This window comes from Paenirhodobacter hankyongi, assembly GCF_003664585.1.
Classification (GTDB): Bacteria; Pseudomonadota; Alphaproteobacteria; order Rhodobacterales; family Rhodobacteraceae; genus Rhodobacter; species Rhodobacter hankyongi.
This window is the reverse complement of sequence record NZ_RCHI01000016.1, coordinates 1-20,636: the sequence shown is the minus strand read 5'-3', so window position 1 is coordinate 20,636 and position 20,636 is coordinate 1. Positions and strand designations below refer to the sequence as shown.

At 68.3% G+C, this 20,636-nt stretch carries 17 protein-coding genes and 1 pseudogene; 10 read left to right on the top strand and 8 right to left on the bottom strand.

Annotated features, from left to right (window positions below):
• Nucleotides 1-89: 89 nt before the first annotated feature.
• The 5 genes from DYS74_RS14680 to DYS74_RS14660 are packed head-to-tail and all read right to left on the bottom strand — an operon-like array spanning nucleotide 90 to nucleotide 7,183.
• Nucleotides 90-1,547: a leucyl aminopeptidase family protein gene (locus DYS74_RS14680; RefSeq protein ID WP_121534437.1), complete on the bottom strand. Its 1,458-nt coding sequence runs from the start codon at nucleotides 1,545-1,547 to the stop codon at nucleotides 90-92.
• Between the two features lie 54 nt (nucleotides 1,548-1,601).
• Nucleotides 1,602-3,464: an ABC transporter ATP-binding protein gene (locus DYS74_RS14675; protein WP_245965295.1), complete on the bottom strand. Its 1,863-nt coding sequence runs from the start codon at nucleotides 3,462-3,464 to the stop codon at nucleotides 1,602-1,604.
• Nucleotides 3,461-4,432, bottom strand: a complete 972-nt coding sequence (locus DYS74_RS14670; RefSeq protein WP_121534435.1) for an ABC transporter permease — start codon at nucleotides 4,430-4,432, stop codon at nucleotides 3,461-3,463. The genes DYS74_RS14675 and DYS74_RS14670 overlap by 4 nt, the downstream gene beginning before the upstream one ends.
• Nucleotides 4,432-5,475: an ABC transporter permease gene (locus tag DYS74_RS14665; RefSeq protein ID WP_220668856.1), complete on the bottom strand. Its 1,044-nt coding sequence runs from the start codon at nucleotides 5,473-5,475 to the stop codon at nucleotides 4,432-4,434. The genes DYS74_RS14670 and DYS74_RS14665 overlap by 1 nt, the downstream gene beginning before the upstream one ends.
• A 25-nt stretch (nucleotides 5,476-5,500) precedes the next feature.
• Nucleotides 5,501-7,183, bottom strand: a complete 1,683-nt coding sequence (locus DYS74_RS14660) for an ABC transporter substrate-binding protein (RefSeq protein WP_121534434.1) — start codon at nucleotides 7,181-7,183, stop codon at nucleotides 5,501-5,503.
• 301 nt (nucleotides 7,184-7,484) lie between these two features.
• On the opposite strand from DYS74_RS14660, the gene DYS74_RS14655 reads away from it, so the two are divergent.
• The gene (locus DYS74_RS14655; RefSeq protein WP_121534433.1) at nucleotides 7,485-8,246 is read left to right on the top strand and encodes a helix-turn-helix transcriptional regulator; all 762 of its coding nucleotides are present in this window, start codon (nucleotides 7,485-7,487) and stop codon (nucleotides 8,244-8,246) included.
• Nucleotides 8,247-8,322: 76 nt separating this feature from the next.
• The gene (locus DYS74_RS14650; protein WP_121534432.1) at nucleotides 8,323-9,252 is read left to right on the top strand and encodes a proline iminopeptidase-family hydrolase; all 930 of its coding nucleotides are present in this window, start codon (nucleotides 8,323-8,325) and stop codon (nucleotides 9,250-9,252) included.
• Between the two features lie 60 nt (nucleotides 9,253-9,312).
• On the opposite strand, the gene DYS74_RS14645 is transcribed toward DYS74_RS14650, so the two are convergent.
• Together DYS74_RS14645 and DYS74_RS14640 are read right to left on the bottom strand one after the other, a co-directional pair.
• On the bottom strand, nucleotides 9,313-10,038 hold the full coding sequence (locus DYS74_RS14645) for an LrgB family protein (protein ID WP_220668855.1): 726 nt from the start codon (nucleotides 10,036-10,038) through the stop codon (nucleotides 9,313-9,315).
• On the bottom strand, nucleotides 10,031-10,423 hold the full coding sequence (locus tag DYS74_RS14640; RefSeq protein WP_121534431.1) for a CidA/LrgA family protein: 393 nt from the start codon (nucleotides 10,421-10,423) through the stop codon (nucleotides 10,031-10,033). Before DYS74_RS14640 ends, DYS74_RS14645 begins: the two co-directional genes overlap by 8 nt.
• A gap of 94 nt (nucleotides 10,424-10,517) precedes the next feature.
• Between DYS74_RS14640 and DYS74_RS14635 the strand changes: the two genes are divergently transcribed.
• From DYS74_RS14635 to DYS74_RS14600, 8 genes are all read left to right on the top strand, one after another.
• The gene (locus DYS74_RS14635) at nucleotides 10,518-11,417 is read left to right on the top strand and encodes a LysR family transcriptional regulator (protein WP_121534506.1); all 900 of its coding nucleotides are present in this window, start codon (nucleotides 10,518-10,520) and stop codon (nucleotides 11,415-11,417) included.
• A gap of 69 nt (nucleotides 11,418-11,486) precedes the next feature.
• Nucleotides 11,487-12,389, top strand: a complete 903-nt coding sequence (locus DYS74_RS14630) for a LysR family transcriptional regulator (RefSeq protein WP_121534430.1) — start codon at nucleotides 11,487-11,489, stop codon at nucleotides 12,387-12,389.
• A 122-nt stretch (nucleotides 12,390-12,511) separates the two neighbouring features.
• The gene (locus DYS74_RS14625; protein ID WP_121534429.1) at nucleotides 12,512-13,666 is read left to right on the top strand and encodes an ABC transporter substrate-binding protein; all 1,155 of its coding nucleotides are present in this window, start codon (nucleotides 12,512-12,514) and stop codon (nucleotides 13,664-13,666) included.
• A 67-nt stretch (nucleotides 13,667-13,733) separates the two neighbouring features.
• Entirely contained in the window at nucleotides 13,734-14,717 is a 984-nt protein-coding gene (locus DYS74_RS14620; RefSeq protein WP_121534428.1) for an ABC transporter ATP-binding protein, read from the top strand.
• Nucleotides 14,714-15,655: an ABC transporter permease gene (locus DYS74_RS14615; RefSeq protein WP_121534427.1), complete on the top strand. Its 942-nt coding sequence runs from the start codon at nucleotides 14,714-14,716 to the stop codon at nucleotides 15,653-15,655. Before DYS74_RS14620 ends, DYS74_RS14615 begins: the two co-directional genes overlap by 4 nt.
• The gene (locus DYS74_RS14610) at nucleotides 15,645-16,454 is read left to right on the top strand and encodes an ABC transporter permease (RefSeq protein ID WP_121534426.1); all 810 of its coding nucleotides are present in this window, start codon (nucleotides 15,645-15,647) and stop codon (nucleotides 16,452-16,454) included. Before DYS74_RS14615 ends, DYS74_RS14610 begins: the two co-directional genes overlap by 11 nt.
• A 17-nt stretch (nucleotides 16,455-16,471) precedes the next feature.
• On the top strand, nucleotides 16,472-17,896 hold the full coding sequence (locus DYS74_RS14605) for a gamma-aminobutyraldehyde dehydrogenase (RefSeq protein WP_121534425.1): 1,425 nt from the start codon (nucleotides 16,472-16,474) through the stop codon (nucleotides 17,894-17,896).
• Between the two features lie 350 nt (nucleotides 17,897-18,246).
• Nucleotides 18,247-20,331: a c-type cytochrome gene (locus DYS74_RS14600; protein ID WP_121534505.1), complete on the top strand. Its 2,085-nt coding sequence runs from the start codon at nucleotides 18,247-18,249 to the stop codon at nucleotides 20,329-20,331.
• A 67-nt stretch (nucleotides 20,332-20,398) separates the two neighbouring features.
• Here DYS74_RS14600 and DYS74_RS14595 read toward each other — a convergent pair.
• Nucleotides 20,399-20,636: pseudogene (locus DYS74_RS14595) on the bottom strand (3-oxoadipyl-CoA thiolase); the annotation flags it as partial.

The window sequence follows — 20,636 nt, the reverse complement described above, 5'->3', positions numbered from 1 at the left end:
GAGTGATCCGAAAACGGGCTGATCCTGAATCGCAACCAGTGCCGGGGTGGGCCCGTCCGGGGCGCCCGCCCGCGGCGGAGTCGGGGGCGTCAGCCCTCGGCGGGGGCGAGGCCGGCGATCCATTCCTCGAGCAGGCGCACGCCGAAGCCGGTGCCGCCGCGGCGGGCAAGGGGCATCTCCTTCGCCGCAAGCTCCTTGCCGGCGATGTCGAGATGCGCCCAGGGGAAGCCGCCGGTGAACGCGTGCAGGAAGGCCGCGGCATGGGGCGCGTCGCCGTCGTGCAGGTCCTCGGCGTGCTGGCGCAGATCGGCCACCGGCGAGCGCAGCGCCTCCTGATAGGCCGGATCGAGCGGCAGTCGCCAGAACCGCTCGCCCACCGTCTCGCCGGCGCGCAGCAGTGCCTCGGCCAGCCCGTCGTCGGTGGCGAAGAGCCCGGCGAAGACATGGCCCAGCCCCTGCATCACCGAATAGGTCAGCGTCGCGAGATCGACGATCACCCGCGGCTCGCTGCGCGCGGCAAGGGCAAGGATGTCGGCCAGGACCATGCGCCCCTCGCAATCGGTGTCATAGACCTCGACGGTCTTGCCGGCGAAGGTGGTGACGATGTCGCCGGGCTTGTAGGAGCTGCCCGAGAGCAGGTTCTCGGCGATGCCCAGAACGCCCACGACATGCTCGCGGCTGCCCTGCCGGGCAAGGGCCAGCATCGTGCCGGCGACCGCGGCGGCACCGCTCATGTCGGCGCGCATGTCGAACATCTGCGGGCCCGACTTGATCGCCAGTCCGCCGGCGTCGAAGCAGATCCCCTTGCCGACAAGGGCGATCGGCGCGACGGGGCTGCCCGCCGGGCGATAGCGCAGCACGATCACCTTCGGCGCGCGGGCCGAGCCCGCGCCGACGGCCAGCACCGCGTTCATCCCCATCCGCGCCAGCGCCTCGGCATCGAGCACCTCGATCGCGATGCCGGCGGCGGCGAGCGGGGCAAGGAAATCGGCGAAGCTGTCGGGGTTCAGGTGGCTGGCCGGATAGTTCACCAGGTCGCGGGCAAGGCACACGCCCTCGGCCACCGCCTCCATCCGCGAGAGCGCCGCGCCGGGCTCGAGATCGGTGGCAAGCGTCAGGCTCAGCGCGAAGGGGCTTTCTCCCTGCGCGGTCAGCCCGAAACGATAGTTCCCCAGCCGGACGCCATGCACCAGCGCCGCAAGCTGCGCGGCATCCGTGCCGTCGAAGATCAGCGTCGCGGTGCTTTCGCCGGCGGTCTCCAGATGGCGGGCAAGCGCGGCCCCCGCGCGCGCGGCGGCCAGCGCCCCGGCGCCGGGCGCGCCGAGGCCCAGCACCACGATCCGCGCGGCATCAAGACCCGGCAGCGCGAAGAGGTCGAGGCAGGTGCCCTCGGCGGCAGTGAAGCGGGCGGCGGCAAGCGCGCGGGTGATCGCGCCGCCCGCCGCGGCATCAAGGGCCGCGGCGCGCGGCCCAAGGGCGAGCGTCGCATCGAGCGGCAGGACAAGCGTGCGGGACGTGGTGGCAACGGCGGACAGGGTGACGGGCATGGGATCAAGACCTCAGGGAAAAACGGGGGAGGGCGGCCGGGCGGGCCGCCCGGATCAGTCCTCGCGCACGAAATGGCCGGGGCCGGCCTCGCGGTAGCGCCGTTCGGGCGGCACGAAATCGAGCGGACGGATCGGGTTCATCAGCTCGGACGGCGGCTGTGTGCGGCGCAGGTGACGCCGGGCCGGGTCGGGCACGGCCACCGCCTCGATCAGGCGGCGGGTATAGGGGTGCTGCGGCGTCTCCATCACCGCGGCGCGCGGCCCGATCTCGACGATCTCGCCCTGATACATCACCGCGATGCGATGGCTGATCCGCTCGACCACGGCGATGTCATGCGAGATGAAGAGGAAGGCGATGCCGGTGCGCTCCTGGATGTCGAGCAGCAGGTTCACCACCTGCGCCTTCACCGAGACATCGAGCGCCGAGACGCTTTCGTCGGCGATGATCACCCGCGGGTCGAGCATCAGCGCGCGGGCGATGCACAGCCGCTGCCGCTGCCCGCCCGAGAATTCATGCGGAAAGCGCTCGAGCATGGCGGGGCTCAGCCCGACCTGATCCATCAGCCGCGCGGCCTTGGCGCGGGCCTCGGCGGCGGGGCCCATGCGGTGCTCGAGGAAGGGCTCGACCAGTGCCTCGCCGATCGTCATGCGCGGGTTGAGGCTGGCGAGCGGGTCTTGCGGGATCATCTGGATCTCGCGCCGCTGCAGCCGCAGCCGGCCGGGCGAGAGGGTGAAGAGTTCGGTCGCATCCAGTCGCACCGAGCCTGACGAGGTGCCCCCGGCAAGCCGGATGATCGAGCGCCCGGTGGTCGACTTGCCGCAGCCCGACTCGCCCACCAGCGCCAGCGTCTCGGCCGGGTGGATCGCGAAGGAGACGTTCTCGACCGCATGCACCCGCGCCACCTTGCGCCGCAGCAGCCCGCCGCGCACGTCGAACCGGTTGACGAGGTCGCGCACCTCGAGAAGCGGCGTGCCGAGGTCGGGCTGGCGGGCGAGCGGCAGGCCCGGCGTCGCGGCCCCGCTCGCCGGATCGATCGCGGGAAAGCGCAGCGGCACCGGTTCGCCCCGCATCGAGCCGAGCGCCGGCACGCTTGCCAGCAGCGCGCGGGTGTAGGGCGCGCGCGGCGCGTGGAACACCTGCGCCGTCGGGCCTTCCTCGACGACATCGCCGCGCAGCATCACGACGGTGCGGTCGGCCATCTCGGCCACCACCCCCATGTCATGCGTGATGAACAGCATCGCCATCCCGTAGTCTTCCTGCAACTCCTTGAGAAGCGACAGGATCTCGCCCTGAACGGTGACATCGAGCGCGGTCGTCGGTTCGTCTGCGATCAGCAGCTTCGGCCGCGAGGCCAGCGCCATCGCGATCATCACCCGCTGCCGCATCCCGCCCGAGAAGGCGTGCGGATAGTCATCGAGCCGGCGCGCGGCATCGGGGATGCGCACCCGCTCCATCAGCGCGACGGCGGCGCGGCGCGCCTCGGCGCGCGGCATCGGGCGGTGACAGCACAGCGCCTCGATCAGCTGCTCGCCGACCGTGTAGATCGGGTGCAGGCTGGTCATCGGCTCCTGGAAGATCATCGCCGCAATGCGGCCGCGCACCCGTGCGACCATCTCGGCCTCGGAGAGCGACAGCACCTCGGCGCCGTCGAGGGTGACCTGGCCGGTGATGCGGCTGGTCGCGGGGTCGAGAAGCCGCATCAGCGCAAGCGAGGTGACGCTCTTGCCGGAGCCGGATTCGCCCACCAGCGCGACGGTCTCGCCCGCCGCGACGGTCAGCGACAGCCCGTGCACCACCTCGTTCCAGGCGCCGCGGGCGCCCTGGAAGGCGACACGCAGGTTACGGATCGACAGGATCGGGGAGGGCGCGCCGGGGGTGGGGTGGTCCGCCATGGGGAAGGTCGGTCTTTCGGTCATTTGCGCCGCAGCCTCGGGTCGATCAGGATGCACAGAAGGTCGACGACCGCATTCGCGAGCACGACGAAGAAGGAGGCGTAGAGCACCGCGGCCATGATCATCGGCAGGTCGAGCACCTTCAGCGCCTGATAGGTCAGCCGGCCGACGCCGTTCAGGCCGAAGACGACCTCGGTCAGGACCGCGGCGCCGCCGACGAGCACGCCGAAATCCATGCCGAACATGATGACGACCGGGATGATCGCGGCGCGGGTGGCATGCTTGAGCAGCACCCGCCGCGCCGTCAGCCCCTTGGCGCGGGCAGTGCGGATATAATCTTCCTGATAGGTCTCGATGATCCCGGTGCGCAGCATCCGGCCGTAAAGCCCGATGTAGAGGAACGAGAGCGTGATCCACGGGAAGATGAGGGCGAGGAACCAGCGCGCCGGGCTTTCGCTCAGCGGCACATAGCCGAGCGGCGGCACCCAGGAGAAGGCCCAGGTGTCATGCAGCCGGCTCTGGGTGACAAGGTTCACCATCTCGCCGACCCAGAACACCGGCATGGCGACCGCCATCATCGACACGCCCATCAGGATCTTGTCGGGCAGCCGGTCCTTGAAGGCGGCGGCGATGATCCCGGTGGCGGCGCCAAGCGCCATCCACAGCACCGCGGCGCCCGCGACGAGCGACAGCGTCACCGGCGCGGCGGCGGTCAGCGTCGGCACGATCTTCTGGCCGCGGTTGACGAAGGAGGTCAGGTCGCCGGTGACGAACATCTTGCGCATCATCACCCCGTATTGCACCCAGATCGGCCGATCGAGGCCGAAGTCGTGGCGCACGGCGGTCACCGTCTCGGGGGCGGCGTTGCGGCCGGCAATGCGCGCCGCCGGGTCGGCGCCCGGGGTGGCGAAGAAGATCAGGAAGGTGATGACGCTGATGCCGACCATCACCACCACCATCCGCGCGAGGCGCGACAGGATCACGGCCAGCATCAGCGCCCCCGCACGGATTTCGGGTCGAGGATGTCGCGCAGCACGTCCCCGAACAGGTTGAGCAGCATCACCGTCACCATGATCGCGATGCCGGGCGCCATCGACACGACCGGGCGCGAGTAGAGCAGCGCCTGACCGTCCTGCAAGATCGTGCCCCAGCTGGCATTCGGCGCCTGCACGCCGACCGACAGGAAGGACAGCGAGCTTTCGGTGACGATGTTCAGCGCCATCAGCATCGGCGCAAAGACGATCAGCGTGGTCGCGACATTGGGCAGGATGTGGCGCCACAGGATGCGCGAGGGGCGGATGCCCAGCCCGCGCGCCGCCAGCACGAAGTCGCTGTTGGTGATGGCGATCACCCGGCCGCGCACCGGCCGCGCGACATAGGGCACATAGACCAGCCCGATGATGATGATCGGCACCACGAGGCTCGAGGAACTGATGTGGATCGGCCCGATCTCGAAGGTCTTGCCGAGCATCACGATCGAGAGCGAGATCGCCAGCAGATAGACCGGAAAGGCCCAGATCATGTCGATCAGGTTCGACAGCACGGTATCGACCCTGCCACCGGCATAGCCCGCGACGATGCCGATCACCGCGGCGCAGACCAGGCACAGCAGCGTTGCCGCCCCGGCGATAACCAGCGAATTCTGCCCGCCATAGAGCAGCCGCGCCGCGACGTCGCGGCCCTGGGTGTCGGCGCCGAGGAAATATTTCGGCCCCCAGGTCGGCCCGATCGGCGTGACGCCAAGGCCAAGCCCCTCGGTCGAGCGCTCCATCACCGGGCTGCGCTTGCCGTCGATCATGATCTTGGCGCTCAGCCCCGAGCGGAAGGGATCGGTCTGCGCGACATGTTTCGCATAGACCGGCGCCAGCACCGTCGCCAGCACGATGAGCACAAGACCGAGCCCCGAGAGCACCGCGGTGCGGCTCGAGGCAAGGCCCTGAAGCGCACGGCGCCAGGGGCCGGCGGGCGGCGGCAGCGCGCCCCCGGCCGCATCCGCCGGAGGCATGGAGCCCGTTTCGGGTTGGTCGGTCGTCATCTCGGGCCCCTGTTCTTGTCGCGGCTCACTGCACCCAGGCGTTCGCGATCAGCCAGTGATACTGGTTCGAGAAGGCATAGTTGCCGACCCGGGTGCTGAGCAGGTCGACCTGCTTCGGGGTGAAGAGCGGCAGCGCCGGCGCGGCCTCCATCACCGCGCCGTCGATCTTCGCCCATTCCGCATCGGCGGCGGCCGGATCGGTCGCGCCAAGCGCGATCGCGGCCTTCATCCGGTCGTCGATGCCCTTGTCGCAGAAGCCCGCGATGTTGATCGAGGCATCCGAACCGGGGTGGAACGAGTCACAGCCGAAGAGCACGTTGAGGAAGTTCGAGGCGGCCGGATAATCGGCATACCACTGGCTGATCGACAGCTGCACCTTGTTGTTGGTGTTCTGGATATAGGTGAACTGGATATCGCCCGAGATCGTCTGCACCGCGGCCTCGTAGCCCAGATCGCTCAGCACCGACTGCAGATAGGTGCCGATCCCGCGCGAGGCGGCGTTGTCCTCGGTCACGATGGTGACCTTCTCGCCCTTGGTGCCGCTTTCCTCGACCAGCTGCATCGCCTTGTCCATGTCGGGCGCGCTCCAGCTGTCGCCGGGATCGAGCGTGTATTGGCATTGATCCACATGGCCCGGGAACTCGGGCGGCAGCACCTGACAGACGGGCTGCGCGAGCGCCGGCCCGCCGAAGAGCGAGACGAGCGCGTCGCGGTCGATGGCGTAGTTCAGCGCCTGGCGCACGCGCACGTCGTTGAAGGGCGCGAGGTTCACATTCATCGGCGCGTACCACCACGCCGACAGCGGCGCGAGGTGGATCTGGTCGGGGGCGGCGGTGCTCAGTTCGGCCAGACGGTCGGCCGGCGGCTGGTCGAACATCCAGTCGGCCTGGCCGTTCAGGATCGCGTTCACCGCGGCTTCCTCGGTGCCGCCGAAGGTATAGTCGATCTCGTCGACATGGCCTTCGGGCTGCGCGTCCTTGCTCCATTCGCTGAAGGCCGGGTTGCGCACGATCACCATCGAGTTGTTCGGATCATAGCTTTTCACCATGTAGGCGCCGGTGCCCGGGATCGGCGCGTTGCCGTTGTCCTTGGCCGTCGTCTCGGCCGGCAGGATCGAGGCATGCGGCGCGCTCAGCTTGAACAGGAATTCCGGATCGGGCGCGACGAGATTGATCGTCACCGTGCCGGCGGCCTTGTCGGCCACGATGCCGCCCGCAAGCGTGCAGTCGGCCGGCGCGGCAAGGCACTGATCGGCGCCGACGATGCCGTTGTAGAAGGTGCCCGCGGTCGGGCCCAGCACCTTGAAGATGCGCTGGAACGAGGCCACCACGTCGTCGGTGGTCATCTCCTTGCCGTTCGAGAACTTCACCCCCTTGCGCAGGGTGAAGGTATAGGTCTTGCCGTCGTTCGACACCTCGGGCAGGGCCGCGGCGAGATCGGCGACGACCTCCTTGCTTTCCGGGCCGCCGACCTTCTTGAAGCCGACGAGCCCGTCATAGAGGAAGGCGTACAGCTGCCAGAACTGCGAGGTGTAGTTCACATGCGGGTCGAGCGTGCCCTGCGAGGACACCGACACCAGCCTGAGCGTGCCGCCGCGATGCGCGTCCTGGGCCGCGGCGAAGCCGGGCGCGAGCCCGGCCAGAAGGGCGATCGTCGCGACCGTCGCCGCCCAGCGTCCGGGGCGCGCGGGGGTGAGCTTCGTGATCATGGTCAACTCCTTGTTGGATTGTTTTGTCCGGGCAGGGCGGGGAAGGCCCCTGCGCTGCACGGTGTTTTTTCCCGAGTCGCGGCGGCGGCCGGAGCAGGTCGGACCGTCCGCGGGGTTGGACGGATCGCACAAGAAGACTGCTCGAATTTCAGGCCATTCGCCACGGGTCGGCATCGTTTCTCACGTTTCGGGCGCACCGGGCGCTCTGCCTGTCGATATTGTGGCAAGGCTCGGTCCCGCGTAACCTATCAAAAATGATAGTGGCCCGGTCCGGCGACCGGGGCGGTTCAGGGGGACGGCGATGCTGACGGTTGCCTCGCATCTGGTCGGAGGCTTCGGGCCCGGGCTCGGGGCGGAGACGCTCGAGGACGGGGTGGACCGCTTCTTCGAGGTCGCGCGCGGCTTCGGTGCGGCGGCGCTGATCTATGATTACACCCCCGCGCGGCACGAGGCGGACGGGGCGGTGATGCCGCCCTCGGTGATGGTGGTGCGCAATCTCGATCCGGGAATGATCGACTATTGGTGCGGGCGCGGTTATGCGCGCCACGATCCGGTGCAGGCGGTGGCGGTGAATTCGGTCGCGCCCTTCATCTGGAGCTATGACGCCGAGGCGGGCGAGCTGAGCCAGAGCTATCTGACCAAGCATTCCCGCCCGGTGGTCGAGTTCATCTCGGCGAGCGGCTTCGTCAACGGCATCACCGTGCCGATCCATCTGCCCGATGGCGGCTATGTCACGGTGAACGGGCTGTGGAACGGGCCCGGACAGGCCTTCGGCCGCGTCGCGCTGCAGGTGCTGCCGGGCTTTGCGCTGATGGCGCAGGCGTTCCAGAACGAGATCGGCTCGCCCGGACGGCGGCTGACTGCCGCCCGCCCGGTGCTGAGCGCGCGCGAGCGCGAATGCCTCGACCATGCCGCGCGCGGGCTTTCGGCCAAGGAGACCTCGCGGCTGATCGAGCGCTCGGTGCCGACGGTGGTGATGCATCTCAACGCCGCGGTGCGCAAGCTCGGCGCGCGCAACCGCAGCCATGCCGTGGCCGAGGCGGTGCGGCGCGGGCTGATCTGACCCCCTCATTTTTGATAGCTGCTCGCCGCCTGCCGCCGCCGATAGAGTTTCGGGGAACCGGCACAGGAGGGCGAAGATGCAGGATCGGACGCAGGCGGAACTTCCGACGCGCGAGGGCTTCATGCCGTTTCGCGACTGGCAGACCTGGTATCGGGTCACCGGCGATCTTGAGAACGGCAAGCTGCCGCTCGTCATCGCGCATGGCGGGCCGGGCTGCACGCATGACTATGTCGACAGCTTCAGGGAGATCGCCGCGCTCGATGGCCGGGCGGTGATCCATTACGACCAGCTCGGCAACGGCAATTCCACCCACCTGCCCGAGAAGGGGCCCGAGTTCTGGACGGTCGATCTGTTCCTCGACGAGCTCGACCACCTGCTTGACCATCTGGGCATCCGCGACCGCTATGCCTATCTCGGCCAGTCCTGGGGCGGGATGCTGGGCGGCGAGCATGCGGTGCGCCGGCCCGCGGGGCTGAAGGCGATCATCTTCGCCAACAGTCTGGCCAGCATGCCGACCTGGGTCGCCGAGGCGAACCGGCTGCGCGCCGAACTGCCGGCCGAGGTGCAGCAGACGCTGTTGCGCCACGAGGCTGCGGGCACGCTGACCGATCCGGACTACCTGGCGGCCTCGCGCGTCTTCTATCTGCGCCACGTCTGCCGGCTTGACCCCTGGCCGCCCGAGGTGACCCGCACCTTCGAGCTGATGGATCTCGACAACACCGTCTATCGCGCGATGAACGGGCCGACCGAGTTCCACGTCATCGGCACGATGAAGGACTGGACGATCGAGGACCGGCTGCATCTGGTGAACGTGCCGGCGCTGGTGATCTCGGGCAAGTATGACGAGGCGACGCCGCTGGTGACGAAGCCCCTGGTCGAGAATATCCCCGGCGCCCGCTGGGTGCTGTTCGAGCACTCGGCCCACATGCCCCATGTCGAGGAAAAGGAGCTGTGCCTGCGCACGGTGTCCGACTTCCTGACCGGGGTCGAGGCCGCGGGCGTCTGAGCCGTAAAAAACGGCGCGGGCCCGAAGGCGCGCGCCGCAGCGGTTTCGGGCAGGCGGGATTCAGGCGAGGATCATCGCCACGACCGGCGCCATCAGCACGTTGAGGATGCCCACGAGCACCATCACGAGGCCGGCGATCGCGCCCTCGGCCGAGCCGATCTGATGCGCGCGCGCCGTGCCCGCGCCATGCGCGCCCATGCCGAAGAGCGCGCCCCGTGCCAGCGCCGAGGCGAAGGGCAGGCGGGCGAGGATCATGTCGCCGAGCGCCGCACCGGTGATGCCGGTGATCACCACGAAGACCGCCGTCAGGTCCGGCACACCGCCGATGTCGCCCGAGACCTCCATCGCGAAGGGGGTGCTGATCGAGCGCGGCACCAGGCTCAGCCGCAGCGCCTCGTCAAGACCGAGCAGCGAGGCCAGGCCCCAGCTGGTGACGATCGCGGTCAGGCTGCCGGCGATCATGCCCACCAGCAGCACCGGCCAGTGCCGGCGGATCAGCAGGCGCTGTTCGTAGATCGGCACCGCGAAGGCGACGGTCGCCGGCCCCAGCAGCAGCACCAGCCAATGGGTCCAGCGCATGTAGTCGCGGTAGCTGACATGCAGCGCCAGCACCGCCGCGGCGACCAGCACCGGCGCCACCGCGAGCGGCATCAGCCACCAATGCGTCCAGCGCCGGTAGATCCGCTTGGCGATCGCATAGGAGCCGATCGTCAGCACCGACCACAGCAGCACATTCGCGCCGGTCAGCGCCATCGGATCGAGCGTGGCGAGGGAAAGATCAGGCATGGCGGGACGTCCAGCGATAGCAGGCCTCGACGGCGAGCGCGGTCGACACCATCACCGAGATCGTGCTGACCAGGATGACGGCAAGGATCTTCAGCCCGATCAGGCCGAAGAACTCGCGATGGCCAAGCACCGCAAGCACGGCGGGCACGAAGAACAAAAGCATCTCGGCCAGGAACCAGCTGGTGCCGCGGCGCAGGCTGAGGGCGCTGAGACGGCGGCTGAGCAGCAGCGCGAGCAGCAGCGCAAGGCCGAGGATGCCCCCCGGCAGCGGCACGCCCGAGGCGACGGCGAGCGCGGTGCCAAGGCCCCAGAAGACCAGCACCGCCCCGATCTGCAGCGCGGTGCTGCGGTGCAGCCGCTTTGAAACAGCATAGTGAGTCGACATCGCGGCCCTCCTTTCGATCGCTCTTATCTAGGGAAGGGCTTGCCATGAGTGAAATGAATTGATTGACTGAAAACTATTCCCAAGGAGAATGGTCTTGGAATTCCGCCCGCTGCGCATGTTCGTCGAGGTCGTCCGCCAGGGCGGGTTTTCCCAGGCCGCGCGCGAGGTGAACGCGACGCAATCGACGATCAGCAAGGCGGTGAAGCAGCTCGAGGACGAGATCGGCGTGCCGCTGCTTGACCGGATCGGGCATCGCAGCGTGCTGACCACGGCGGGCGAGATCGTCTATCGCCGCGGCGTGCGGTTGCTCGCGGACCGTGACGACCTGCTGGCCGAGCTCGACGATCTGCGCGGGCTCGGCCGCGGCGTGCTGCGGCTCGGCCTGCCGCCGATCGGGTCGAGCACGCTTTTCGCGCCGCTCTTCGCCACCTACCGGCAGCGCTATCCCGGCGTCGAGGTGCAGCTGACCGAGCACGGCAGCGACCGGCTCGAGGAAAGCCTGCGCGCGGGCGAGATCGACTTTGCCGGCGCGCTTCTGCCGACCTCGGAGGATTTCGAGGTGCAGCTTGTGCGGCGCGAGCCGCTGGTGGCGCTGTTGCCGCCTGGCCATCCGCTGGCGCGGCGGCGGCGGATCGCGCTGGCCGAGCTGCGCGAGACCCCCTTCATCATGTTCGAGAGCGGCTTCGCGCTGCACCGGGTGATCCTCGACGCCTGCCGCCGGGCGGAACTCGAGCCGAAGGTGGTGGCGGTGAGCAGCCAGATCGACTTCATGGTGAAACTGGTCGCGGCGGGGATGGGCACCACCTTCCTGCCGCGGATGATCGCGCAGCAGCGGGCCGGCAAGGCGGTGCGCTGCGTGCCGCTGAGCGAGCCGGGCACCGATTGGGTGATGGCGATGGTCTGGCGCCGCGGCGCCTATCTGTCGGCCGCGGCGCAGGCCTGGCTCGATCTGGTGCGCGGCTATGACTGGGGCGAGCCGGCCGAGCTGCCCTGAGCCCGCCCGCGGGGCTTGACCGCGCCGGCGCGGGCGGGTCTTGTCCCGGGCAAGAGAGGGAGCCCCCGCATGGCCTTCACCATCCGCCAGCTGCGCTATTTCATCGCCGCCGCCGAAAGCGGCACGGTTTCGGGGGCGGCGCTGGCGCTGTCGATCTCGCAATCGGCGGTGACCGAGGCGATCCGCGACCTCGAGGCCGACCTGGGCGTCGCGCTTTTCGAGCGTCACCCGCGCGGGCTCGAGATCACCCAGAAGGGGCACCAGTTCCTGCGCCACGCGCAGGGCATTCTGGCCAGCATCGCCGACGCCCGGCAGGCGGTGGTCTCGGACACCGAAAAGCTCAGCGGGTCGCTGCATGTCGGCGTGACCTCGCTGGTCGCGGGCTATGTGCTCTCGGACATCCTGGCCCGGTTTCGCCGGGCGAACCCCAATGTCGATGTCACCGCGCTCGAGGACAGCGGCGATTACCTCGAACACCTGCTGATCGGCGGCGAGCTGGATGTGGCGGTGATGGTGACCTCGGCGCTGCGCGACCGGATGGCGCTGCAGACCGAGATCCTCGAGGTCTCGCCCTATCAGCTGTGGCTGCCGAACGGCCACCGGCTGACCGAGGCGACCTCGGTCGCGATCGAGGATCTGGTGGGCGAGCCGATGATCATGCTGCGCCTCGACGAGATCGAGGAGGCGACGCGGGGCCTGTTGAGCGCGCTCGGCGCGCGCCCGCGCGTGGCCTTCCGCACCCGGTCGGTCGAGGCGGTGCGCTCGCTGGTGGCGACGGGGGCGGGAATCGCCCTTCTGCCCGAGCTCGTCTATCGCCGCTGGTCGCTCGAAGGTGACCGGATCGTCTCGCGCGATGTCTCGGGCAAGCTGCCGGTGGTGCAGGTGGGGGTGGTCTGGCGCAAGGGCGCGCCCCTTCCCGAGACCGCGCGTGAATTTATCCGCGCCGCGCAAAGCTATTCGGCGCAACGATAAATTCCGGTATCGACTTTTCCGATAGTGCGCTTCTGTCAATTGAATTTGCGAAAACGTGCCATCTCCATCACGCTTCCGTGCGAGGGGCCCCAACTTGCCCCGCGACAACAGGGAACATTTTGATGAAAAAGCTTCTGAACCTCTGCGCCTCGGGGATTGCCCTCGGCGCAGCGCTGTCGCTGCCGGCGCAGGCCGAGATGCTGAAGGAACTGGGCAAGCCCGAGGGCGCGCTCTCGATCGTTGCCTGGCCGGGCTATATCGAGCGCGGCGAGACCGATCCGGCCTATGACTGGGTCACCAAGTTCGAGCAGACCACCGGCTGCAAGGTCGAGGTGAAGACCGCGGGCACCTCCGATGAAATGGTGTCGCTGATGAACCAGGGCGGGTTCGACCTGGTGACGGCCTCGGGCGATGCCTCGCTGCGGCTGATCGCGGGCGGCAAGGTGCAGCCGGTCAACATCGATCTGATCCCCGACTGGAAGCGCGTCGACGACCGGCTGAAGGATGCCCCCTGGCACACCGTCGACGGCACCCATTACGGCGTGCCCTTCATGTGGGGCCCGAACGTGCTGATGTACAACACCGAGGTGTTCAAGACCGCGCCCGACAGCTGGGATGTCGTGTTCAACGAACAGACGCTTCCCGACGGCAAGACGAACAAGGGCCGGGTGCAGGCCTATGACGGCCCGATCTACATCGCCGATGCCGCGATGTATCTGAAGGCGCACAAGCCCGAGCTCGGCATCGAGAACCCCTACGAGCTGAACGAGGACCAGTATGCCGCCGCGCTTGAACTCCTGAAGGGCCAGCGCCAGCTCGTCTCGCGCTACTGGCATGACGCGATGGTGCAGATCGACGACTTCAAGAACGAGGGCGTCGTCGCCTCCTCGGCCTGGCCGTTCCAGGTCAACCTGCTGAAGGCCGACGGCGCGCCGGTCGGCTCGGTCGTGCCGAAGGAAGGCGCCTCGGGCTGGGCCGACACGCTGATGCTGCACTCGGACGCCAAGCACCCGACCTGCGCCTATCTGTGGATGGAGCATTCGCTGAACTCGAACCTGCAGTCGGACCTGTCGGTCTGGTTCGGCGCCGTGCCCTCGGTCCCCGAGGCCTGCACCGACAAGTCGGGGATGCAGACCGCCGAGGGCTGCGACGCGAACGGGCTGAAGGACTTCGACAAGATCTGGTTCTGGCGCACCCCCACCTCGAAATGCGAGGCCGGCGGCTGCGTGCCCTATCACCGCTGGGTGTCCGACTACATCGCCGTGATGGGCGGCTGATCCGCCCTGCGCCCGGGCGGTGACGCCCGGGCCCCCCTTCCTGACTTCCTCCCCTGAAAGACCAAGCATGACCCAAGCTGTGAGTTTCCGCGGCGTCTGTCGGCATTTCGGCATCGTCCGGGCCGTCGACGGTGTTGACCTCGACATCGCCGATGGCGAGTTCTTCGCCATGCTGGGGCCCTCGGGTTCCGGCAAGACCACCTGTCTGCGCCTGATCGCGGGCTTCGAGCAGCCGACCGCCGGCCATATCGAGATCTATGGCGAACGGGCCGAAGGCGTGCCGCCCTATCGGCGCAACGTCAACACCGTGTTCCAGAACTATGCGCTCTTCCCGCATATGGACGTGCGCGACAACGTGGCCTTCGGGCTGCGGGTGAAGGGCGTGGGCCGGGCCGAGCGCAATCGCGCCGCCGAGGAGGCGCTCGAGCTGGTGGAACTCGCGGGCTATGGCGACCGCCGTGCGGGGGCGCTTTCGGGCGGTCAGCGGCAGCGTGTGGCGCTCGCTCGGGCGCTCGTCAACAAGCCGCGCGTGCTGCTTCTGGACGAGCCGCTCGGCGCGCTCGACCTGAAGCTGCGCGAGCAGATGCAGGAAGAGCTGCGCCGGCTGCAGCGCGCCCTTGGCATGACCTTCGTCTTCGTCACCCATGACCAGGAAGAGGCGCTGTCGATGGCCGACCGCGTCGCGGTCTTCGCGCATGGCACGATCCAGCAGGTCGGCACCCCCGAAGAGATCTACCGCCGCCCGGCAAGCCGCTTCGTCGCCGATTTCGTCGGCTCCTCGAACGTGCTGCCGGCCGAGTTCGTCGGCGCCGGTCCCGCCGGCTGCTGGGCCAGCCTGCGCCCCGAGGACATCCGCCTCGATCCCGCCGGCCGCGAGGCCCGGGTCACCGCGCGCGCCTATCACGGCCGGGTGGTCAAGCTTGGCCTCGAGCTGGACGGCCAGACGCTGACCGCGCTCGTCTCGCCCGCCGAGACCCTGCCCGAACCCGGCCAGACCGCCCGCATCGGCTGGGATGCGGCGAAGGTGCATGTGATGGAGCCGGGCGCATGACCGATCACGCGATCTTCCCGCCGCGCGCGGGGCTTGTCGCGCGGGGCGTCGACTGGGTGATCCGCCATCCGCGGATGTTCACCTTCCTGATGATCCTGCCGATCGTGCTGTGGCTCGGCATCGTCTACATCGGCGCGCTGATCGCGCTGCTGATGCAGAGCTTCTTCTCGATCGACGAGTTCTCGGGCGTGGTGAAGCACGAGTTCACCCTTTCCACCTATGCCGAGCTGCTGCGGCCCTCGAATTTCGACATCATCGCACGCACCGTGGTGATGGCGGGCTCGGTCACGCTCGCCTCGGCGGTGCTGGCCTTCCCGATCGCCTATTTCGCCGCGCGCTATGCCAGGGGGAAATGGAAGGCGCTCTTCTACATCGGCGTCATGCTGCCGCTGTGGTCGAGCTATCTGGTCAAGGTCTACGCCTGGAAGCTGGTGCTGGCGAAGGAAGGCATCCTGAACTGGGTCTTTGCCAAGCTGCATCTGACCTGGGCGCTCGACGGCATCCTGTCGCTGCCGGTCATCGGTGGCAACTCGCTCTCGGTCAGCTATCTCGGCACCTTCATCGTCTTCGTCTACATCTGGCTGCCCTATATGATCATCCCGGTGCAGGCCTCGCTTGAACGGGTGCCGGGACCGCTGCTCGAGGCCGCCTCGGACCTTGGCGCGACGCCGCGGCAGTCGTTCCGCATGGTGCTGTTCCCGCTGGCCCTGCCGGGCATCGTCGCGGGCTCGATCTTCACCTTCTCGCTGACGCTCGGCGATTACATCATCCCGCAGATCATCGGCTCGGGCCGGCTGTTCATCGGCCAGGCGGTCTACACCCAGCAGGGCACGGCCGGGAACATCCCGCTCGCCGCCGCCTTCACCGTGGTTCCGATCGTGCTCATGGGCTTCTACCTGTGGGGCGCGCGCAAGATGGGGGCTTTCGATGCACTCTGACACCAAGGCGCCGCTTGCGCTCAAACTCTCGGCCATCGGCGGGCTCGTGTTCCTGCTCGCCCCGATCGCGCTGATCTTCCTTTACGCCTTCACCACCGAGGAAAAGAGCTATCAGTTCCCGCCGCCGGGGCTGACGCTGAAGTGGCTGGGCGTGACGCTCGGGCGTGGCGACGTCTGGCAGGCGCTTGGCCTGTCGCTGAAGGTCGCGGCGATCTCGACCTCGATCGCGCTGGTGCTGGGCACGCTGACCGCCGCCGCCGTCGCCCGCTCGCGCTTCTTCGGACGCGAGGCGATTTCGCTCCTCGTGATCCTGCCGATCGCGCTGCCGGGCATCATCACCGGGATCTCGCTGCGCTCGGCTTTCGCGCTGCTCGACATCCCGTTCAGCACCTGGACGATCGTCCTTGGCCACGCGACCTTCTGCATCGTGGTCGTCTACAACAACGCCGTGGCGCGGTTCCGCCGCACCTCGGGCTCGCTCATTGACGCGGCGATGGATCTCGGCGCGGACGGGGTGCAGACCTTCCGTCTGGTGATCCTGCCCAATATCGGCACGGCGCTTCTGGCCGGCGGCATGCTCGCCTTCGCGCTGTCCTTCGACGAGGTGATCGTGACCACCTTCACCGCCGGCAACCAGTCGACCCTGCCGATCTGGATGCTTGAGGAACTCGTCCGCCCGCGCCAGCGCCCGGTGACCAACGTCGTCGCCATGGCCGTGGTGCTGGTGACGGTGCTGCCGATCCTTGCCGCCTATTACCTGACCAAAGACGGCGAAAACACCGCCGGTTCCGAGAAATGACTGACTGGGAGACCTCCATGCAAACGCAGATGCTGATCGGCGCCACCCTCGTTGCGGGCACCGAGACCGAGGAACAGATCCTCAACCCCCGCACCGGCGAGGTGATCGTCACCCTTCCCGAGGCCTCGCTCGCGCAGGTCGAGGCGGCGGTCACGGCCGCGACGAAGGCCTTCACCACCTGGTCGCGCACCACGCCGGCCGAGCGCTCGGGCTATCTGCTGAAGATCGCCGAGAAGATCGAGGCCGAGGCGGCGACGCTTGCCGGGCTCGAGGCGCTGAACTGCGGCAAGCCCGGGCACATGGCGCTTGGCGATGAACTGCCGGCGATCATCGACTGCTTCCGCTTCTTTGCGGGGGCGGTGCGCACGATGCACGGGCCGGTCGCGGGCGAATACCTGCCGGGCCACACCTCGATGATCCGGCGCGACCCGATCGGCGTCGTCGCCTCGATCGCGCCCTGGAACTATCCGCTGATGATGATGGCCTGGAAGATCGCCCCGGCGATCGGCGCGGGCAACACCGTGGTGTTCAAGCCCTCGGAACAGACGCCGCTGACGGCGCTGGCGATGGCGAAGATCTTTGCCGAGGTGCTGCCCGAGGGCGTCGTCAACATCGTTCTGGGCCGTGGCGAGACCGTGGGTTCGGCGCTGATCAACCACCCGAAGGTGGCGATGATCTCGCTCACCGGCGACATCGCGACCGGGCGCAAGATGCTCGAGGCCGCGACCCGCACGATCAAGCGCACGCATCTGGAACTGGGCGGCAAGGCGCCGGTGATCCTGTTCGACGATGCCGATGTCGAGGCGGCCGTCGCGGGGCTGCGTGCCTTCGGCTATTACAACGCCGGGCAGGACTGCACCGCCGCCTGCCGGATCTATGCGCAATCGGGCGTCTACGAGAAATTCGTGGCGGACCTCGCCGCCGCGGTCTCGACCATCGGCTTCGGCAACGAGGACGACAGCCTGAACGAGATGGGGCCGCTGATTTCGCCGCGGCAGCGCGACCGCGTGGCCTCCTTCGTCGCCCGCGCCCGCGAACAGAACCACATCGAGGTCGCCACCGGCGGCGAGATCCCCGAGGGCAAGGGCTTCTTCTACAAGCCGACCGTCATCGCGGGCGCCCTGCAGTCGGACGAGATCGTCCGGCGCGAGGTCTTCGGCCCCGTCGTCTCGGTCACCCGCTTCGACGAGCCGGAAGAGGCGATCGGCTGGGCGAATGACTCGGACTATGGTCTGGCGTCGTCGGTCTGGACCAAGGACGTGAGCAAGGGCCTCTCGGTCGCCTCGCGGCTGCAATACGGCTGCACCTGGGTGAACACCCATTTCATGTTGACCAACGAGATGCCGCATGGCGGGCTGAAGCAGTCGGGCTATGGCAAGGACATGTCGATCTATGCGCTCGAGGATTACTCGGTCGTGCGGCATGTGATGATCGCGCTCTGACCCCCTGGTGGCGGGGCAGGGCGCCCCGCTGCCCCATCGGGCCCGCGCCGCACCTTCACGGTGCCGCGCGGGCCTTTCCACATCCACCGGGGGCGCGCCCCGTGTCATTGTGCCGCGCCCCGAGGTGCGGGCACTCCCGGGTGGCGCGTTTGCACGGTCAGATGTCAGGAATCCATATTGATTTCAGTGCATTGAGAGACGTGGCGCGACCCGGCGCTGAGGCCGTCTTTCTGACGTCGCGCGCTTTCCCCCTCGGGTAAACCCCTAGAGGCTGCGGGCTAACCCCGGATTGCCCGCAAGGGGGCCTCTTCCTAGCCTCGGACAAGCGCAGAAGAGTGGAAGTGATCGCCATGGCTACGGACAAGACAAGTCGCAAGGGGAAATATGCAGCCGCCGTCGGGGGGGTCGCGGTGCTGGCCGGGGGGACGGCGCTGTTCCTCGCCCGGCCTCCGGCGCTCGAGGCGGTGACGCCCGGTTTCACCGGCGAGGCCAGCGCCGAGCTGATCGCGCGCGGCCGCTACATCGCCGAGCTTGGCGATTGCGTCGCCTGCCACACCGCCAAGGACGGGGTGGAGATGGCGGGCGGGCTTGCCCTCGAAAGCCCGATGGGCACGATTTACTCGACCAACATCACCCCCGATCCCGAGACCGGCATCGGCGGCTGGAGCTATGCCGAGTTCGACCGCGCGATGCGCAAGGGCGTGGCGGCGGACGGCCATCACCTCTATCCGGCGATGCCCTATCCCTCCTATGCGAAGATGACCGAGGCCGACATGGGCGCGCTTTGGGCCTATCTCAGCCAGGGCCTTGCGCCGGTGAAACAGGCCGCGCCGGAAACCGACCTCGGTTTTCCGTTCAACCAGCGCTGGGGATTGGCCTACTGGAACACAGCCTTCCTGAAAGGCGCCCCCTTCACCCCCGATCCGTCGAAGGATGCGGTGTGGAACCGCGGCGCCTATCTGGTGCAGAGCCTCGGCCATTGCGGCGCCTGCCACACGCCCCGCGGCATCGGCTTCCAGGAGGTCACCATGGACGGCACCGGGCCGCAGGGGGACAAGTTCCTGTCGGGCGCGCAGGTCGAGAACTGGAACGCCGTCAACCTGCGCAACCTGTGGACCGTGTCCGACATGGTGCGTCTGCTGAAGACCGGGCAGAACCGCTTTGCCACCGTCTCGGGCAGCATGGTCGACGTGATCTCGCACTCGACGCAGCATTTCTCCGACCTCGATCTGACGGCGATGGCGGTCTACATGAAATCGCTGCCCGCCGACCGGCCGGAGCAGCCGACCAGCCCCGCCGACGTGGTCGCCGCGCTGGTGCCCGAGACCACCTGGACCACGCCGGGCGGGCTTGGCTATGCGCAGTTCTGCTCGGATTGCCACCGCCCGAACGGCGAGGGCGTGCCGGGCGTCTTCCCGCCCTTCGGCGGCAACCACACGATCTCGGCCGAAGATCCCGCGACGCTCATCCACATCACCCTGACCGGCGGGCAAAGCGCGATGACCGCGGCGCATCCGCGCGCCTTCCACATGCCGGGCTTCGCCAAGCTCGGCGATGACGAGATCGCGCAGATCCTCAGCTTCGTGCGCGAGAACTTCGGTGCGGGCGCCGCGCCGGTGACGCCCGAGGCGGTGGCCAAGGCGCGCAAGGCGATCGGCCCCGAGGTCGACAGCTCGACCTTCGAGACGCCGCGGCTTGCCGCGATGCTCGGCGCGCCGAATGCCGATCAGCTGGTGCGCGGCATGCGGCTGAATGCCGAGACCCGCGACCTGCTGCCCGATCATGTCGGCGACGCGCTGAACTGCACCTCGTGCCACCTGAACGCGGGCACGGTGGCGAATGGCTCGCCCTATGTCGGCATCACCGCCTTCTTCCCCTCCTACCAGAAGCGGGCGGGCAAGGTGATCGACATGGAGGACCGCATCAACGGCTGCTTCCGCCGCTCGATGAACGGCAAGCCGCTGGCCAAGGACAGCCCCGACATGAAGGCGATGCTGGCCTATTTCGACTGGATGAAGGGCGAGACCAAGCCCGAGGACAAGGTCGAGGGCCGCGGCGTGGGCAAGGTCGATACCTCGCTGATCCCCGACCCGGTGCGCGGCAAGACGATCTATGCCGAGCAATGCGCCGCCTGCCATGGCGAGAACGGCGAGGGGCTGACCGATGTCGCCGGGCGCATGGTCTATCCGCCGCTCTGGGGGGATCATTCCTTCAACATCGGCGCCGGCATGGCGCGCACCTTCACCGCTGCCGCCTTCGTCAAGCAGAACATGCCGATTGCGGCGCATGGCAAGTTCCCGCTCGGGCAGGGGGGGCTGTCGGACCAGGACGCGATCGACGTGGCGGAATACTTCAGCCACATGCCGCGCCCCGACTTCCCCGACAAGGTGAAGGACTGGCCGAAGGACCCGAAACCGAAGGACGCGCGCTACTGATCCCACATTCCGCGTCCTGCGTCCGCGGCCGGCCCCTCGTCCCGGGGCCGGCCGTTTCCTTTGCGGCTCAGACCCGTTCGAGGGCGATGGCGATGCCCTGACCGACGCCGATGCACATGGTGGAGAGCGAGCGCTTGCCGGCGGTCTTCAGCAGCTCGAGCGCTGCCGTGCCGGTGATCCGCGCGCCGGACATGCCAAGCGGATGGCCAAGCGCGATCGCGCCGCCGTTCGGGTTCACCCGCGCATCGTCATCGGCAATGCCAAGCGCGCGCAGCGTGGCGAGGCCCTGGCTCGCGAAGGCCTCG

Excerpts from the sequence above, each read along its gene's own strand:
- DYS74_RS14680 (WP_121534437.1), bottom strand. The coding sequence starts at position 1,547 with ATGCCCGTCACCCTGTCCGCCGTTGCCACCACGTCCCGCACGCTTGTC.
- DYS74_RS14675 (WP_245965295.1), bottom strand. The coding sequence starts at position 3,464 with ATGACCGAAAGACCGACCTTCCCCATGGCGGACCACCCCACCCCCGGC.
- DYS74_RS14670 (WP_121534435.1), bottom strand. The coding sequence starts at position 4,432 with ATGCTGGCCGTGATCCTGTCGCGCCTCGCGCGGATGGTGGTGGTGATG.
- DYS74_RS14665 (WP_220668856.1), bottom strand. The coding sequence starts at position 5,475 with ATGACGACCGACCAACCCGAAACGGGCTCCATGCCTCCGGCGGATGCG.
- DYS74_RS14660 (WP_121534434.1), bottom strand. The coding sequence starts at position 7,183 with ATGATCACGAAGCTCACCCCCGCGCGCCCCGGACGCTGGGCGGCGACG.
- DYS74_RS14655 (WP_121534433.1), top strand. The coding sequence starts at position 7,485 with ATGCTGACGGTTGCCTCGCATCTGGTCGGAGGCTTCGGGCCCGGGCTC.
- DYS74_RS14650 (WP_121534432.1), top strand. The coding sequence starts at position 8,323 with ATGCAGGATCGGACGCAGGCGGAACTTCCGACGCGCGAGGGCTTCATG.
- DYS74_RS14645 (WP_220668855.1), bottom strand. The coding sequence starts at position 10,038 with ATGCCTGATCTTTCCCTCGCCACGCTCGATCCGATGGCGCTGACCGGC.
- DYS74_RS14640 (WP_121534431.1), bottom strand. The coding sequence starts at position 10,423 with ATGTCGACTCACTATGCTGTTTCAAAGCGGCTGCACCGCAGCACCGCG.
- DYS74_RS14630 (WP_121534430.1), top strand. The coding sequence starts at position 11,487 with ATGGCCTTCACCATCCGCCAGCTGCGCTATTTCATCGCCGCCGCCGAA.
- DYS74_RS14625 (WP_121534429.1), top strand. The coding sequence starts at position 12,512 with ATGAAAAAGCTTCTGAACCTCTGCGCCTCGGGGATTGCCCTCGGCGCA.
- DYS74_RS14620 (WP_121534428.1), top strand. The coding sequence starts at position 13,734 with ATGACCCAAGCTGTGAGTTTCCGCGGCGTCTGTCGGCATTTCGGCATC.
- DYS74_RS14615 (WP_121534427.1), top strand. The coding sequence starts at position 14,714 with ATGACCGATCACGCGATCTTCCCGCCGCGCGCGGGGCTTGTCGCGCGG.
- DYS74_RS14610 (WP_121534426.1), top strand. The coding sequence starts at position 15,645 with ATGCACTCTGACACCAAGGCGCCGCTTGCGCTCAAACTCTCGGCCATC.
- DYS74_RS14605 (WP_121534425.1), top strand. The coding sequence starts at position 16,472 with ATGCAAACGCAGATGCTGATCGGCGCCACCCTCGTTGCGGGCACCGAG.
- DYS74_RS14600 (WP_121534505.1), top strand. The coding sequence starts at position 18,247 with ATGGCTACGGACAAGACAAGTCGCAAGGGGAAATATGCAGCCGCCGTC.